Here is a 16,888-nt window from a genome sequence, read left to right as displayed (position 1 = left end):
TATAGAGTGAAGGAATTCCATAGTTTAAAGTTTTCTTTTTAATTCGAAATGTTTACCCAAATACACTCTTCTAACTTGCTCATCATTAGCCAAATCTTCAGCAGATCCTGCTTTCAAAAGTTTACCTTCAAACATCAAATAGGCTCTATCGGTAATGGAAAGTGTTTCGTTCACATTATGGTCGGTAATGAGAATGCCAATATTTTTTTCTTTTAATCTTCCGACTATAGTTTGAATCTCTTCAACTGCAATGGGATCCACACCTGCAAAAGGCTCATCAAGCAAAATGAAACTTGGATCCATAGCCAGTGCTCGCGCAATTTCTGTTCTTCTTCTTTCGCCACCCGATAGCACCATTCCTTTATTTTTCCGTACGTGATTTAAGCTGAATTCATCTAGCAAACTTTCCATTTTTTCTTTTCTGGCTTCCTTGCTGATTTTACGCATTTCCAAAACAGCCATTAAATTTTCTTCAACAGTCAAAGATCTAAAAACAGAAGCCTCTTGCGCCAAGTATCCTACCCCTTTTTTGGCTCGTTTATACATTGGCAAACTGGTAATATTTTGATCATCTAAGAATATTTCACCAGAATTGGGTTTCACTAAGCCCACTATCATATAAAATGAAGTGGTTTTTCCGGCTCCATTCGGCCCTAATAGTCCAACAATTTCCCCTTGTTCAACACTTACAGAAATATGATCAACTACCGTTCTTTTAGAATATATTTTGACAAGATTTTCAGCTTTTAATATCATTTTTATTATTTTGTTTTGAAGCAATAAGCAACAAACATACCCAAACAGCAAATTAACGAAAATATTTAGTGAATGCGGATATCTTTTAGATAAAGCTGTAAAGATTTTGTGCCGTTAAAATGATTTTCTTGTATGGTAAATGCTAATTCAAAGCTATTTGAATCCAAAATTAATGACTTATATGCTGCCATTCCGAAACCAATAGCCGTTATCTTTTGGCGACCACCTTTATCTTTCACAGTTAGTTTAAGATGTTTTTCTTTAAGGATTATGGGTTCCCCTAAAACTTCCAAGTCTGATGCGGCAAAAACAGGTTGCATATTTCCCGGTCCGAATGGGTCCATTTGGCTTAAAATAGCATAAAATTTATCCGTGATATGGTCAATTTTAATATAACTGTCAATATTAACTTTCGGGGTTAATTGATCCTCAGTAATACTGCTTGCAACTACTTTTTCAAATGCAGAAGCAAAACTTGGTATATTGTCAATTGAAAGGGTTAATCCTGCCGCATGTTTATGACCTCCAAATTGATCTAAGTGTTCTTGGCATGATTCAATGGCTGCATAAAGATCAAAACCATCGACAGAACGGGCAGATCCGGTTGCTTTTCCGTTAGATTCAGTTATGATAATGGTGGGGCGGTAGTGATGTTCAATGCATCTAGAGGCCACAATTCCGATAACTCCTTTATGCCAGTTTTTATTGAAAAGTACAGTGCTTTTAGCATTTAGTAATTGACTATTTTCTTCTATTGAACTTAAAGCTTCACTGGTTATATTTTGATCGAAGTCTTTACGAGTATTATTCTTTTTTGAAATATTTTCAGCAATAATTAATGCTTCATCTTCATGAATGGAGGTCAATAATTGTACTGCTAAATGAGCATGATCTATTCTGCCTGCAGCATTAATTCTCGGGCCTAATTGAAAAACTAAATTCGAAATGGTGATTTTGTCTTTTAATCCTGATGCTTGAAGTAATGCCTTTATGCCCGGTCTTGGATTAAAATTTATCTTTTCCAGCCCGTAATAAGCCAACACTCTATTTTCTCCTGTAACTTCAACTATGTCTGCAGCAATACTGATGGCTACCAAATCAAGCAATTCAAAGGCAAGATGCTCAGGGATTTCTTTTTGAATACAGAAAGCTTGAATAAGTTTAAAACCAACTCCGCAGCCTGATAGTTCTTTATATGGATATTGACAATCTTTTCTTTTAGGATCTAATATGGCTACTGCTTCAGGTAATGATTTCCCTGGGTTATGATGATCACAAATTATAAAGTTAATACCTTTTGAGTTGGCGTATTCTACCTGATCTATTGCTTTTATTCCACAATCTAAAGAAATAATAAGTTTGCAGTTTTTTTGCTTAGCGTAATCAATACCTTTTTTTGAGATGCCGTAACCTTCTAAATATCTATCCGGGATATAGTAATATAATTCTTTACAATAATTTTTCAAGAAACTGTACATCATGGCAACAGAAGTTGAGCCATCCACATCATAGTCTCCGAAGACCAATATAGGTTCATGGTTTTCGATTGCCTCGATTAATCTTTTGATAGCAATATCCATATCCTTCATTAAAAAAGGATTATGGCAATCTTCAATTGAGGGCCTAAAATATGTTTTAGCTTCGTGGTAGTTAGTGATACCTCTAGCAACTAATATTTTGGAAAGAATAGGGTTGATATTAATTGATTGGCTTAATTCATCAACCATTTCGGGAGAAGGTTCTGGCGCTATAATCCATTTTTTTTCTTTGGGCATAGTGTAAAATTATGAAGGCTTCGATAAAATTCGAAGCCTTCAGAAAAAATACTTTTTCAAGTAGGAATTTTATTCGCCTACCATTACAAATGCTCCCCAATAAAACGGTGATTTGTATTTTTCTTTAATGGTTTTTTGAGCCTCGTTAAAAGCAGTTAATTTGTCTTTTCCCCCAATCCAGTTTTGATAGAAAGCCGTCATGAGTTCTTGGGTCGCCTCATCATCAACAGACCACAGGCTCATGATAATGGCATCTGCTCCTGCCACTTGAAATGCTCTTCTTAAACCATATACTCCTTCACCATTTTTTAAGTCTCCTAAACCTGTTTCGCAGGCAGAGAGCACGACTAATTCAGTATCATTTAAATCTAAATTCATAGCTTCATAAGCCGTTAAAATTCCATCTTGTCTAGCGTCTTGATTTAAACCAGTGGCAATAAATGAATTTGCGCCTGCCATTATTAATCCTGATTTTAAAAGAGGGTTTTCACTGTATTTATCTTCCTCATCAGTGTTTTTTGTTTCATTGTCCTCTAAAAAGAAACCATGCGTAGCGACATGAAGAACTTGTGGATTTTTGACACTTTTCAATTGAATTTCATCAGCATCATTTTCCAAGTAAGTTTTAGGATTTGAGAAATTACTGTTTTTGTATAGAGACTCTATTTGGTCAACCTCTTCTTTAGTGCCTGGCAGAGAAGTTACCAAAGCATTTCCTCTGATATATCTTTGTAAACTGCCTCTTAATCCTCTGTTAAGGCTTGCGTTTTCTACAATATCACTTGCTGTATTTTCTCCTTCCTCATTAGATTCATCTATGCCTTTATTGTAATTAGGGAAACCAAACAGCGCAGGGGCTGATGCTAAATTTGAATTGCTGTTTTGTTCTCTATAAGCAATTAAATCTTTTGTATTGGTTAATAATTGTATATTCTGTTCTTCTAAAACATGTTTGTCAGTATTGGTATTATAAAGTGCATTTATGCTGATTTGATTATAAATCCCATCAGGTGAGAAATAAATTTTATTATAGTTTTGGGTTTCCTCAGCAATGGGTCTCCAGTAAAAATCATAGCTGTAGTTGTCTTTTACCTTATATCGGATAGCATTCCTATAATTTTTGATGTACTTATTCTCTAGCTCCAATCCGTTTTCTAAAAGGATTAATTTTGGATGCTTTGATTTTTTATCAATTAATAATGCAGCATAATTCACCTTATCCTTAAATAACCCACTACTATCAGGAGTGAATTCTCTAAATCGAATCATTTCAATGGCTGCTTCATTTTCTTTCAATTTAGCCTGAACATCCTTCCAGTTGAAATTTTTAGCAACATATGCATCAGCAAAGTCACTTGAAGCTCTGCTAAGTTCTTTTTCTAAGTCATTTGAAACCTTAGTCAGGGAATCTAACTTTAAATCTTGCTGCTCTAGTTCTGCCTCGGACATTGAATATAATTGGGAAATAAGCTCCTTGGTGCCAATCCAGTTTTGATATTTTTCTTTTAATTCTGGGTTGTCACTATTCAATATATTTTTTCTGGCTTTAGCTGTTGCGTACATGATTAAACCTTTTGTGGCCAATTGATAATCATACATTTCTCCCAATAAATCTGGATCTTTTTTATGATAAGCTATTGCAAATGAATTAAATTCTTCAAAAGTAGATCGAAGCGTGTTGATATAGAAATTAGCTTTTTGTTGCTCGCTTAAAGCTGGAAAATAAGCTTCAATTTGTGCAAAATAATTATCAAAAGTCTCATTGAAATAATTTTTAGCTTTTTTTGGATTGTTTTTAAACCAAGTTAGTTCAGCTAATTCTTTACTAGTTTCTGCATAGAGAGGGTGATTTTTATTCAAATATTTAGAACGTAATTTATAAGCTGAAGAAATATGTTTTTCGGCTTTTTTAATATTGTTCATTCTAAAATTGGCAATGCCCCACTTCAATTCATATTTGGAATATTCGGGGTTGCTTTTTTCCAAAATCTCTTGAGAAGCAGAAAAACTCTCCTTCATTAGTTTATAGTAATTATCTAAATCATTACTTTGATTAAGTGCTAAGGCTTTTTCTTTTAAAACTCTAATATAAAGCTCATTTTCTTTTCCCAGTATATTTTGAATAATTCCTAAAGCTTCATCAAAATATTTTAAAGCTTTCTTTTTTTGATTTACTGCGATCAAATTTTGTGCATAATTACTATATTTGCTGGCATTTTCTAAAGATTTTTGATCATTGATAATTTCCTCGAATATTTCTACCGCCTCCTTATGAAGACCGATTTTCCAGTATAATAAAGCTAGGTTATTTTTAATATTTTCTTCCAATGTTTTATAAGCGGAAATTTTGGACAAAACCTCTAAGGCATTGTTATATAATAATTCGGATTCCGAATAATTGGAACGGGCATAATAAGGAATGGCCAATGTTACCAATGCTTCTACATATTCAATACTCTCTTTACCAAAATTTTTCTTTATGAACTCAAAATTATTTTCTAAAATTTCTTCTGATTTTGTGTAAAAGCCTAAATCAAAATAAGATAATCCTAATTCTTTGTTGATAATATGTAAATAGTTTTGTTTAGCAAACTCATTTTCAAGAAGTTGTTCATAAATATGAATGGCTTCTTTATGCTCATCCAAAATATTATGAATTTTGGCCAGTTTAATTTTACTTTCTACATACGCAAGGTTATCTGTGCCAAGATTTTCTTTGTAAATTTCTCCTGCCTTATTGATATACGATTTTGCTAGCTTTATCTGATTGTTAAGTTGTTGGTAGTATGATAAATTGTTGTGAATGTCAGCAATTAATACAGGATCAACATTGCTAAGTTGCTTTCTTATTTCCAATTCAATTTGCATAATGTCCAAAGCTTTATCTAAACTGTCATAAGCTAAGTAGGCATCACCCAAAAAATATAATAACTCAGCTGAAATGGAATCTGATTGCTGATTCTTATGTTTTAAAATCTGCGCTTTATTTTTTATTATGAATTCGTAATCCTCTTCATTAAATGCTTTTTCTATTTTACTGAAAAGATCAGGATTGTTATTTTGTGCATATATTGTAGATAAAAATAATAGGCTGATAACTAATAAAAGTGATTTTTTCATAATGATATTTATGATTTTGTTGATATAAAGATAAGTTAAAAAAATAGTAATAAAAAAATAATAATTAGGATTTATACAATATTATCTTTTAATTTGTAAAGAAAGCTACAACTAAATTTTATTCCTTTTATTCTCAAAATTGATTTAATTAAGAAATAATATGAAGAAATATTTACTTTTAATTGGGGTGTTGTTTTTAAGCTATTATAATTTGCATGCGCAATGTGATCTTGGAGAGACTCAAGTTATTATTGAGATAGATGGTTCATCTGGATTTGCAAATGGCGATATATATTGGAGACTATATGATGATGAGGCTGATACTTTAGTTTTCGAAACATTTGCAGGGTATTTAACTTCTGGAGCGGTTGAATCTGATAATTTTTGTCTTCAGGATGGAATAAATTATAGATTTGAGGCTTATGACAGTTTCGGAGATGGATGGAACGATGCTTTTTATACAATTAGTTACAGTGATGGTTTTATCCTTAATAGTAATATGCCGGATAATGGATCCGAATCGCCTGATGATTTAGAAGAGACTTTTGTTTTCACTATTGGAGATAGGCCTGGAGATGATTGTAGTGTTACTAAAGAAATATCAAGCGGGGAAATTATAAATGTTAATACAGCATTTTATTCAAATAATTATGTATCTGACCCTTTATTTGATTCAGGAAATGAGGCTATTTTTAGATTTACACCATTAACTACTGAAGAATATGGTATTACATTATCTGAAATTCCTTCTTTAGATCGAGGCTCAATCCAACTTTTTGATAATTGTTATGATAATACACCCAATCGCATAGCATTTGATAGTACGGGAGTAAGTAATAACATATTGGAAATTTATGAAACACTCAATGCTGGATCTACTTATTACATTGTTGTTTCAAATAATGGTGCTGATACGGGGATAGATTTTATAGAGGGTAATTTGGAAGTATTCTATTCGGGAGCCCCAGTAAATACAAATTGTACAAATTCACTATCTATCAGTATTGATGGAGATTCGATTTATAGTAGATCACAGAGCAATTCTCCAGCTCAAGATCCTGTAATCAGTGTACAAACCGAATATGGTGATACCTATAATTCTTATGGAGATAGCCTTTTTTATGAATTTACTCTGGCAAGTCCAGAAGATATTGTAATTGAAATTGGGGACTATGATGTATATAATTCAGTTTTTATTGAATTGGTAAAAAAAGGGAGTTGTGGAGAAGAAGCAGAATCTTTTTTTAAAAGAGTAGCACCCGAGGAAGTCAAGAAAGTTTTTGCATTTTCCAATATAGAAAGTGGTAGTTATCGTTTAAAGGTTTTTCCACCTGCCTTTATTGAAGACGAATTTTATGTGAGTTTAAAATCTCAAGCCAGCAAGGCTATTGCAACAAACCAAGAATGTAATAATGCACTAAATATAAATGTGTTTGGTTATGATGAAAGCACTGGGCCTTCATCCATCACTTCAGTTTCTTATTTTAATGGTACGGATTCAGGATTAGCAGCACCATGTGCACAGGATTCTATTTATAGCGCAGGAACAGCCGATGTATGGGTAAAAGCAGCGGTTCCAAGCTCTGGAGACTTAATAGTTCAAACTTTTGGAGAGGTATATGATGTTTTATCCTCTCCAGACCAAGCTATAGAAACTAGATTTTCTATTTATACTGGTGCATGTGGTAATCTTAATGAGTTTTATTGCAGTGGTAAGTTTGAGTCCCATCAACAGGATACTATTAAAGGATTGCCTGTCGGTGAGGAAATTTTTATTCGATTGTGGGATCGAAATGGGGATAATTCCGGTTTGATGAACGTCCGCTTGATAGAACCAGAACCATTACCTGTTCCTGAAACTTCAATAGAGAAGTTCCCGGATTCTTTGCATGTCAGCTTTACTAATTTTGCTGGTGATGCGGAATTTTTTTACGAAGTATTGATTTCAGAAGATAGTTTTAATACATTTTTGCCCGGTTTTAATCCTGCCAATATAAGTTCCTATACTGGTGCGTTTGGTGTTCCCGATTTGCAACCCGCCACAACTTATTATTTCCAGATTTTCAGTAAAAATGGGACACAGTCAAATAGTGACACTACTGTTTTCGAAGTAGAAACCTTGCCGTACTTTATTAATAGTATAGCCAACGGCAATTGGTCTGACCCTGCCATATGGGCAACTGGTACTGTCCCTCCTGCAGATTCTGCTGTGAATATTTATCATCAAGTTTCAATCAATGATTCTGAGAATTTCGAGATTAATAGTGCTAATATCATTGGAGCTTTTGAAGAAGAGGTTAATGTAGGTATTTGGATTAATAACGGAAGCCTTAATGTTAAAAATAATGTGAGAGTTGAGCATTCCTCCGGTGTGCCAACTGATTCAGTAGGAATTTTTATAAAAACTGATCTTACCAATACGGCTAGTTTGGACGTAGGAAAGGATTTAGTCTTTGAACAAGCTGATGGTCTCAATAATGAACAAATTCATTTTCATGCGATTAACAACGGTGATTCCATTCAAATAAGTGTAGGAAACGAATTTTCCTTTAGACATTCAGCTACAGACAGCACTCAACTTTATGATACTCCTAATATTAATTTTGAATCAGTAGATTTTACTGTTGGGGGCAATTTGTTTTTATATAATGATAATTTTAATAGTGCCCAGCCTTTTAATGTGATATTTAATAATTCTAGAATTATAGCTGATGTATTTATTTTAGATGCTTTTGAAAATACAAATGAAAAATTTACGGTTAACTTTTCTGGAACCACTTCATTAGATATTAATTTCAATTTCAGAAGACAAGGTAACGGTGGTAAAATAAAATTTGCAGATCAATCATTATTAAGTTTTAAAGGATTCGGATATCAAGAAATAACTGGTTTTGGTGACTTCCAAGATTCAATTATTTACAATAATGTAAGAGTGAATATTGAAGAAGACCCTAATTCTGATAGGCAAATACCGGAATTGGAAATTTTAAAATCTTATGAGGAAACAGTGTCTAAGGTATTAATTGAAGGGGATTTGAGACTTATACATGGATTACTGGTTGCTGATAATGATATATTTAGTTTTGGATATGAGGAAGTGGTTTTTGGCGAAAATGCTACCGCACTTGGTACAAGTTCCCAATCGTATATTAATGGAACGGTCAGTAAAATAGGAAATACTCCATTTACTTTTCCGGTTGGCCATGATTATGGCCCACGTCAAATCCGTATTTTTGATAATGAAGAATTTCAGACTTCTGATTTAGTAAGAGTTAATCCTGTGGATAATTTTTGCGGACTCACGGATTCATTACTCATAAATTCTTCCCTAATCAGAGACAGAACTAAAGAGTATTGGGAGATTACGTCTTTATTGTCCGATAATAATGTGGCAGCTAGTGTCGAACCAATTATTACTGATAATCTAAGGGAAGGTATTACTGATTTTACAAGTTTGGAGTTGGTAGATTTCAAAGACGGAACTTCTTATGGAAACGGTGCTAGTACTGACTCCTCTTTTCAAACAGCTGTGGAGTATAATTTTTCTGTAGCGGATACTGCCAGATTCGGTTTAGCATCTAATTTAGAAGCTGAGAATCCATTTTATTTTAAAAGGCAAATCACCAGTTTATCTCAGTATGCCGCTTTCCCAGGGGAAAATATTACTTTGAATTTATCTGGCGATTTTGCTTCTCCTTCAGACCAGGTCTTTATTGGAGGAAAACAGGCAAATATTGTTAGTAATACAGCAAGCTCCATTACAGTTACCATTCCTGATGGCACCCGCTCTGGTAAAATAGAAATTATTTATAATGAAGATAAAATTTTGTATGGATCAGATCAATTTACGATTAACTATGATAGTCCAATAGTTTTAGCTCCCGATAATTACAATAACCAAACCTTACTGGAAAACATAAACGGAACCGTTTCTTTGGGTCAGACTAATATGGAATTGGGTCAAATTAATGGAGATGATAATTTTGATGCTATGATTGTCAGCGCAGATTATGAACCAGTTTCTGTAATTAACAATTTAACAGGAGCAACTACCTTAGAAGAGTTTTCGCTTAATTCAGAAGGAGCAATCTTAAATCCTACTGACTTTAAGCTTCAATTTTCAAATATTGGAGGAACTTTAGGGGCTGATGTACTTTTTAATATTGAATATAATGGCCTTAATGGAATTATATATTTTAAAAATGATGGAAATGGTAATTTCACTCCTTTTGGAGATGGTAATGTAAGCGATGAAAGTAAATACAATGATTATTTGGTTTTTGATTCTGATTTTGATGGAGTAACAGATGCTCTTTTTAGTGATTATGATTTAACTTCCTCTTCCAGTATTCTTAGTGGTGAGAGTGGAGGTGTTTCAGATTGTAGTCCTTATGCAAAAACTATTTTACCTTTTTTTGAACCAAATGGAAGGGAATTAAATCAAATTTTAAGGGGTAATTATATAAATAATGAAAATGCAGATATAAGTTATTTAAACTCAAACGAAAGCATGATTGGAATAATTGATCTTTTCAATCTGGATACAACCTTTTATAATAGTAATTCAAGAGCATCCGATCAAATATTCGAAATAGTAAATATATCGTTGTTAGCTGATGGATTTGATCAAATTGCAGCTTCCAATCAAATTTCTGATGAAATAGAAATATATACATTCAACAATGGTTCTGAATCATTTGACATTGCCACAGTCCCCTTAAGTTTTACACCTGCCAAAATGGTAGCAGAGGATCTAAATGGTGATGGGTTTCAGGATTTATTGGTATCGGATCAAGATTCAGCCTCTATCCATTTGTTGTTAAACGATGGGGCAGGCAATTTATCTGAAGATGCGTCATTTGATTTTACTGGAGGGCTTATTGCCGATTTTGATGTTCTGGATTTAAATAATGACGGTTTAAAAGATTTCCTCATTCTACAAGAAGGAGGCGAACTTTCGGCTTCCTATTTTGAAGCTCTGGCTGTTGCAGGGGCACCTAATATTACGGCCACCAATATTACTACTACAGGGTTCGATTTGGAATGGGATTCTGTTGCAAATGCAACGGACTATGAAATATTTATTTCATTAGAAAATGATACTATTTCTTCACTTGCATCTGATAGTACCTTCCTATTATCGGATACTTCATTAACTTATACCGCTCCCGAACCTTTCCAAACTTATTATGTATTTGGAAGGTCAATTAATGTTGCAGGAGATTCCTCACTTTTCAGCAATTCCTTAGAAGTACAATTACTCCCAATTCAAGTTCCAGTTCCGGTATCCTCAAATCCTACATCAAACCAATTTGATCTGAGTTGGCCGATTTTGGAAGGAGTGGACGAATATCAGGTTTATATTGGATTGAATAATGATACAACTTCTATTGCTCAGAATGATTCTTTATTTGTAGTAACTACTGATAGTATAACTTATCAAGCCCCTGAATATTCTGAACGTTATTATTATTATGTCCGTGCTATTTCTAATTCAGGTGATACTAGTGCCTATAGTATTCAAGATAGCGTTAAATTACCTGTGTCGAGTTATCTAGAACAGGATTCCTTGGCAATGGTAGCATTATACGAAAACACCAATGGTGAAAATTGGACTACTAGCCAAAATTGGACTAGCGGAAAACTCAATACCTGGGAAGGTTTAAACATGATTAAAGATTCCTTGAAATCCATAAACCTCCCCGCAAATCAACTTGAAGGAGTTTTACCTACTGAATTAGGAAATTTGAACTTTGTGAATGAAATTAATTTTTCAGATAATGGCTTATCAGATATAACGGCTTTAGAACCATTAGTTGGTTCTTTAGTAAATTTGGATGTTAGCAGAAATGCATTGAGTTTTGAACAGCTAGAGCCTTTCAATTCTGTATCTAATTTAACTTATAACAACCAAGATTTTAATTATAATCTTCCACAGGAGTATATTGATTTTCTGGGTGCGGATGTCTCGATTGAAATTGATGCGCCTTCTTCCTCCAATACCTTTCAATGGTATAAGGATTCAGTTCAGATTGCAGGTGAAACGAATGCTGTTTTGGTTTTAAATAATATAGAAAGAACTGATGAGGGAATTTATTATGTTGAAGTTAACAATGATTTATTGGGTGATTTGACCTTATCCTCATCACTTACCGAACTAAAAGTTTCAACCTTGGAGCGTGATGTTGAAGCTTTAAGAGTTTTATATGATTCAACTAACGGAGAGGGCTGGTCTTCCATCAATTGGGATACTTCAAGTGATGATCCAACCGAATGGTCAAATGATGATCAGGATATTATAGTAGAAGATAATAGAGTGGTTGAGGTCAACTTAGCTGAGAATAATTTATCAGGATCAATACCTGATGTTATAAATGATATTCTAGGTTTAAGGACATTAAATGTTGCTAATAATAAGCTTGAAGATTTGCCTGATTTAACAAACCTTCCAAGTCTGGCATTGTTGGATGTCAGCGGGAATTCGCTGGATTATGGAGATTTGGAGGTAAATATTACCATAGAAGGTCTTATTTTTAGTAATCAAGCCAATTTTGGTAATGAACCTGATCAAAAGGTGCCTCAAGGTTCTGAAGTTTCTTTAGAATATTCAGTAGAGGGGTCAAATAATACTTATCAATGGTTAAGAAATGATGAAATAAGCAATATTTCTGATTCGAGTTCCATTTCGATAGACTCCTTAACATTTGACACTATGGGCGAATTTGTTTTAGAAGTTCGGAATGATTTGATCAATGCAGTCGATCCAGAATTTAAATTGGTTTCCAATCCGGTTCAGTTAATTGCAACAGCTAATATTAGCGGTCAAATTACAGATGCTAATGATTTCGCAACTGAAGCTGGCCAAGTATATTTATTTGGATATCAAGAAGGAGCTGAATTTGATAGTATAAGATTAAATAATGACGAATTTTTTGTGGACGTGCAGTCAGGTGGTGTTTTTGAGATTCAAGATTTGGATTTAGGCGACTTTGTATTGTATGTGGACAATGACGAGCAAGAATATCCGGATTTATTAAACACTTATTTTCCAAATACCATAGATTGGGAATTAGCGGAAATAATCTCACTCAGAAGCAATATTGAAGGGCTAGAAGTAACCATGGAAGGTGAACCCGCACCTCTTAATGGAACATCAAGATTTAGTGGGTATTTGGAAGAAGAATTTGAAGAAGGGGAAAGAAAGTTGCCAAGGAGACGGGTAAGCGGTGTTGGTGTTAGTGTAAGAGTATTAACTGGTTCAAGTAGAGATTTATTATTTAAATCTATTTTAGAAAATGGAGAATTGGTAGCTTACCTAGAAACTGATGAAAATGGTGAGTTTGAAATTCCGAACCTTCCCGCAGGAAGATATTCAGTAAAATTTGATATCCCAGGTGTTCCTATGGATGAAGAATCTGATATAATTTTTGATTTGACTGGGGAAGATCAAGAAGCACTTGAGATCTCAGCTGTTTCGGATAACGGTAAAATTACTGTTAATAGAGTAAGTTATACGGCTAATAAATCCTCTCTTGAAAAAAATGTTATGATCTACCCTAATCCTTCTAATGGTAAATTTAGGATAGAAGGAGTAGATGAGATTTCATATTTGAAAATTATAAGTCCTGAGGGTAGATTAATTGAAGAAAAATCTGAATTTGATTATATAGATAATAAAATGGAGATTGATTTGAGCAATTACCCCGAAGGAATATACTTTATACAAATCTTATGGAAGGATGGATTGAGAAGTATGAATAAATTGATAAAAGAGTAATACTTACAGATATCCTGAACTTTTATTAGGCTTGCCAATTCTGGTAAGCCTATTTTTATTTACATTTAAATCCAATATTTTAACAGTGAATCCAGTTATATTACTGTCTAGTTTGATTTGATTATATGCGGTTAATATTTACTCTATTTCTATTTTTTATTGTCCTACAATTAAGTGCCCAGAATTCAAGTATTCACACTTCTTTTCCAATTAGCTTGAATGCTAATCAGAGACAGATTCAAAATATCGAGTTTTCTTTCACGGCTATTGCATTGAAATCAAAGGAAATAATGGACTTTAATGAGATCGCTTTTATTGAGGATTTCGATACTATTTATTTCAGTAATGATTTACATGCTGGTGAGAATTCCAATCATTTTTATTCAAGTCTAATTCACTTTGACTCAGCCTCAACTTCACTAGCCTTATATTCTCCCAAAGAAGTAGCTAACTTGGAAGTTGTATTGATCAATGGAAGTGGTGAATATTCTGACTTTTCCCAAAGAAAATCAGGCTCAATCCAAAATAATGACTGTGAATTGAATGATGTAGTCCAACAATCAGAATGGAGAGCAGGACTTCCGGAACCTTCTTATAACAGAAGTTTTACGACTACAGAAAATATGATAGTACACCATTCAGCAGGATCTAATAATATTTCTGATTATACCCAAGCAGTTCGGGATATTTACATTTTTCACACTCAAGAGAATGGCTGGTCAGATATTGGTTATAATTATTTGGTAGCACCTGATGGGGTAATATATGCAGGAAGAGATCCAGGTAGTGGTGAGCAAGATCAAGTAATTGGAGCTCATTTCTGTGGTTCTAATTCTAATACTATGGGTGTTTGCCTCTTGGGTAATTATGAAACTGCTGAGCCTGAACCGCAGATGTTAGAAAGTTTAGAGATAATTTTAAGTTGGAAATCCTTTAAAGATAATTTAGAACCTTTAGAGAGCAACCCTCATCCATTAAATGCTAATCTTGGTGTAATTGCGGGCCACCAAGATGGTTGTAATACCTTATGCCCAGGCGAGAATGTATATAAGCGATTACAAGATATTCGTTATAACGTAGATTGGCAGTTGGCGATTTGTAATGGAGAGGAAGAGGAACCCATTGTAGAAATAGAAATTGATACCATTTCTAGTCAAAAAATTTATCCAAACCCCATTAAAAGTGATTTTACGTTTAGCCTGAATTTGTCTGAAAACCGGATGGACGACATACAGTTTATCAGAATTTTTAGCCAAAATGGTAAATATATAAAATGGCAAAATTTGTATTTTAGTGAAAATAAAATTGAGGTAAAATTACCCAATACTTTAAAGCCAGGTTTATACTTCTTACAAACTAGTTTCAGAAATGGAGAAGAAAATTCTCAACGGTTCGTGATTCAATAATACCGTATTCCTATTATTAATAAATTTTGTTTTAGACAGCCTTTCAACCATATTTGCATCACAGTAAATCAAAGTCTTTTGCAAAAAATTAAGACCATCATATTCGATTTAGGAGGAGTCATTATCGATCTCCATGTTGAGAAAACAATCTCAGCTTTTTCCATACTATCTGGATTTCCTGAAACAGAAGTGGAAGAAGCCTATTTATCTGCTGATGTTTTTAAAAAATATGAGAAGGGCTTGATTTCAGATGCTGAATTCCGTCAAAGCTTAAGAGATAAATTCAGTTTAAAAGCTACTGATGCTGAAATTGATCAAGCATGGAATGCCATGCTGGCTAATATCCCAGAGGATAGAATTCATTCAATCAAGAAGTTAATGCAAACTTACAAATGCATAGTGTTGAGTAATACCAATGCTATTCATGAAAAGAAGTTTCATGAAATTTTAGCAAGCTCTTTTCCATATCATCATTTGAATCAGCTATTTCATGAAGTTTATTTTTCCCATGAATTGAATCAAAGAAAGCCAGATGCAGAAATTTATGAGAATGTTTTGAAGCATTCCCAAACAGAAGCGCATGAAGCACTGTTTATGGATGATGGACTTACAAATTTAGAATCTGCTTCAACCTTAGGGATTCATACTTTGCATATTCCAAGAAATTCAGGGTTTGATCAATTGCTAAAGAAAAAATTGTCCTATACATGATCGAAAAAAACACAAAGTATTACAGTAAGAAAATTCTACTGTTTGTTTTAACTTTAATTACCACCACTTTATCGGGTTCTGAGTGGATTACAGGAAGAATGTTGTTTTTTTCACCGGATTATTCTTGGGCAGATTTCATGACCGGATTTGAATATTCCATTCCGTTTCTATTAATTCTAACTGTTCATGAATTTGGTCATTTTTTTACGGCCAAATATCATAATGTTGAAGTAACCTTGCCAAATTATATTCCTGGATGGTTAGGGTTTATGGGAAGTGTTTCTTTTGGAACATTTGGGGCATTAATTAGAATTGTAGGGCCGATCAAATCTAGAAAACAGTTTTTTGATATAGGAATTGCAGGCCCCATAGCAGGTTTTGTGGTGGCTTTAGGAGTCTTGTTTTATGGATTCACCAATCTACCAGAACCAGAATACATTTTTGAAATTCATCCTGAATATGAACAATATGGGTTAGATTATGCTGATCATGTTTATGATAATGGGGATGAGATCATGGGGATTAGCTTAGGGAATAATCTTTTGTTTAGCTGGTTTGAAGAATATGTAGCTGACCCTGAAAGATTACCCAATCACCGGGAACTTATTCATTATCCTTATTTATTTGCAGGCTTTTTAGCATTGTTTTTTACGGCTTTGAATTTAATTCCCATTGGTCAGCTGGATGGGGGACACGTAATTTACGGCTTGTTCGGTGCTAAAAATCATAATATGATAGCCCTTACACTTTATATGATTTTTACTTTTATAGCAGGTTTGGGCTTAATTACGCCAGGCACCCCTTTAAGTTCAATGGCCTGGCATAGCATTTTGTACGTGGGCTTTTTATTTATTTCATTTAGAGGATTGGGTTATTCTCAAATGACCACTTTGATGATTGCGGCAGGAATGTTTGTGTTGCAGTATTTAACTACTTACATAATCCCTTCAGCTACAGGTTTCTCAGGCTACTTATTATTTGTTTTTCTTATCGGAAGATTGATTGGCGTAAAACATCCAGTTGCTCCCGATGACAGACCACTTAGCACAGGAAGAAAAGTGTTAGGCTGGATTTGCCTGATCATTTTTATTATCTGTTTTAGTTTTGAGCCTTTGGTTTTGGAGTGATTAAAACTTTAAAGCTAAAGGCTTTGAAGGGTTAACCACGAAGTTACACTGAGTTTTACACAAAGAACGCTATGGACAATAATAGGCTGTTTGGACTTGCAACAAAAAACTGGACAAATAATTAAGCGCATTTTGAATAATTATTTTCATTAAATTGTTCAGGTGATAAATATCCTAAATAGCTGTGTTTTCTTCTTCTGTTATACCATATTTCGA

Annotated in this window: 8 protein-coding genes; 4 read left to right on the top strand and 4 right to left on the bottom strand. The window is 33.7% G+C overall.

Annotated features, from left to right (window positions below):
* Positions 1-24 precede the first annotated feature (24 nt).
* The 3 genes from lptB to ACFE0M_RS06795 all read right to left on the bottom strand — a co-directional run bounded on the left by lptB (position 25) and on the right by ACFE0M_RS06795 (position 5,651).
* Complete coding sequence (gene lptB, locus ACFE0M_RS06805; protein ID WP_434544997.1) at positions 25-756, bottom strand: LPS export ABC transporter ATP-binding protein; 732 nt, start codon at positions 754-756, stop codon at positions 25-27.
* A 65-nt stretch (positions 757-821) separates the two neighbouring features.
* Entirely contained in the window at positions 822-2,531 is a 1,710-nt protein-coding gene (recJ, locus tag ACFE0M_RS06800; protein WP_434544996.1) for a single-stranded-DNA-specific exonuclease RecJ, read from the bottom strand.
* A gap of 69 nt (positions 2,532-2,600) precedes the next feature.
* Positions 2,601-5,651, bottom strand: a complete 3,051-nt coding sequence (locus ACFE0M_RS06795) for a CHAT domain-containing protein (RefSeq protein ID WP_434544995.1) — start codon at positions 5,649-5,651, stop codon at positions 2,601-2,603.
* A gap of 160 nt (positions 5,652-5,811) precedes the next feature.
* Between ACFE0M_RS06795 and ACFE0M_RS06790 the strand changes: the two genes are divergently transcribed.
* From ACFE0M_RS06790 to ACFE0M_RS06775, 4 genes are all read left to right on the top strand, one after another.
* On the top strand, positions 5,812-13,428 hold the full coding sequence (locus ACFE0M_RS06790; RefSeq protein WP_434544994.1) for a T9SS type A sorting domain-containing protein: 7,617 nt from the start codon (positions 5,812-5,814) through the stop codon (positions 13,426-13,428).
* 125 nt (positions 13,429-13,553) lie between these two features.
* Entirely contained in the window at positions 13,554-14,834 is a 1,281-nt protein-coding gene (locus tag ACFE0M_RS06785; protein WP_434544993.1) for an N-acetylmuramoyl-L-alanine amidase, read from the top strand.
* A gap of 78 nt (positions 14,835-14,912) precedes the next feature.
* A complete protein-coding gene (locus tag ACFE0M_RS06780) occupies positions 14,913-15,545 on the top strand; it encodes an HAD family hydrolase (RefSeq protein WP_434544992.1) in 633 nt (210 codons plus the stop codon).
* Positions 15,542-16,672: a site-2 protease family protein gene (locus ACFE0M_RS06775; RefSeq protein ID WP_434544991.1), complete on the top strand. Its 1,131-nt coding sequence runs from the start codon at positions 15,542-15,544 to the stop codon at positions 16,670-16,672. The genes ACFE0M_RS06780 and ACFE0M_RS06775 overlap by 4 nt, the downstream gene beginning before the upstream one ends.
* Positions 16,673-16,793: 121 nt before the next feature.
* Here the strand turns inward: ACFE0M_RS06775 and ACFE0M_RS06770 are convergent, their stop codons facing one another.
* Positions 16,794-16,883 carry an IS3 family transposase gene (locus tag ACFE0M_RS06770; RefSeq protein WP_434544788.1) on the bottom strand — a complete coding sequence of 30 codons (90 nt, stop codon included), beginning with the start codon at positions 16,881-16,883 and terminating at the stop codon, positions 16,794-16,796.
* Positions 16,884-16,888 lie beyond the last annotated feature (5 nt).

Source organism: Marivirga sp., assembly GCF_051117495.1.
Taxonomy (GTDB): domain Bacteria; phylum Bacteroidota; class Bacteroidia; order Cytophagales; family Cyclobacteriaceae; genus Marivirga.
Note: the sequence above shows the minus strand (reverse complement) of the source record. Positions and strands in the feature narration are given on the sequence as shown.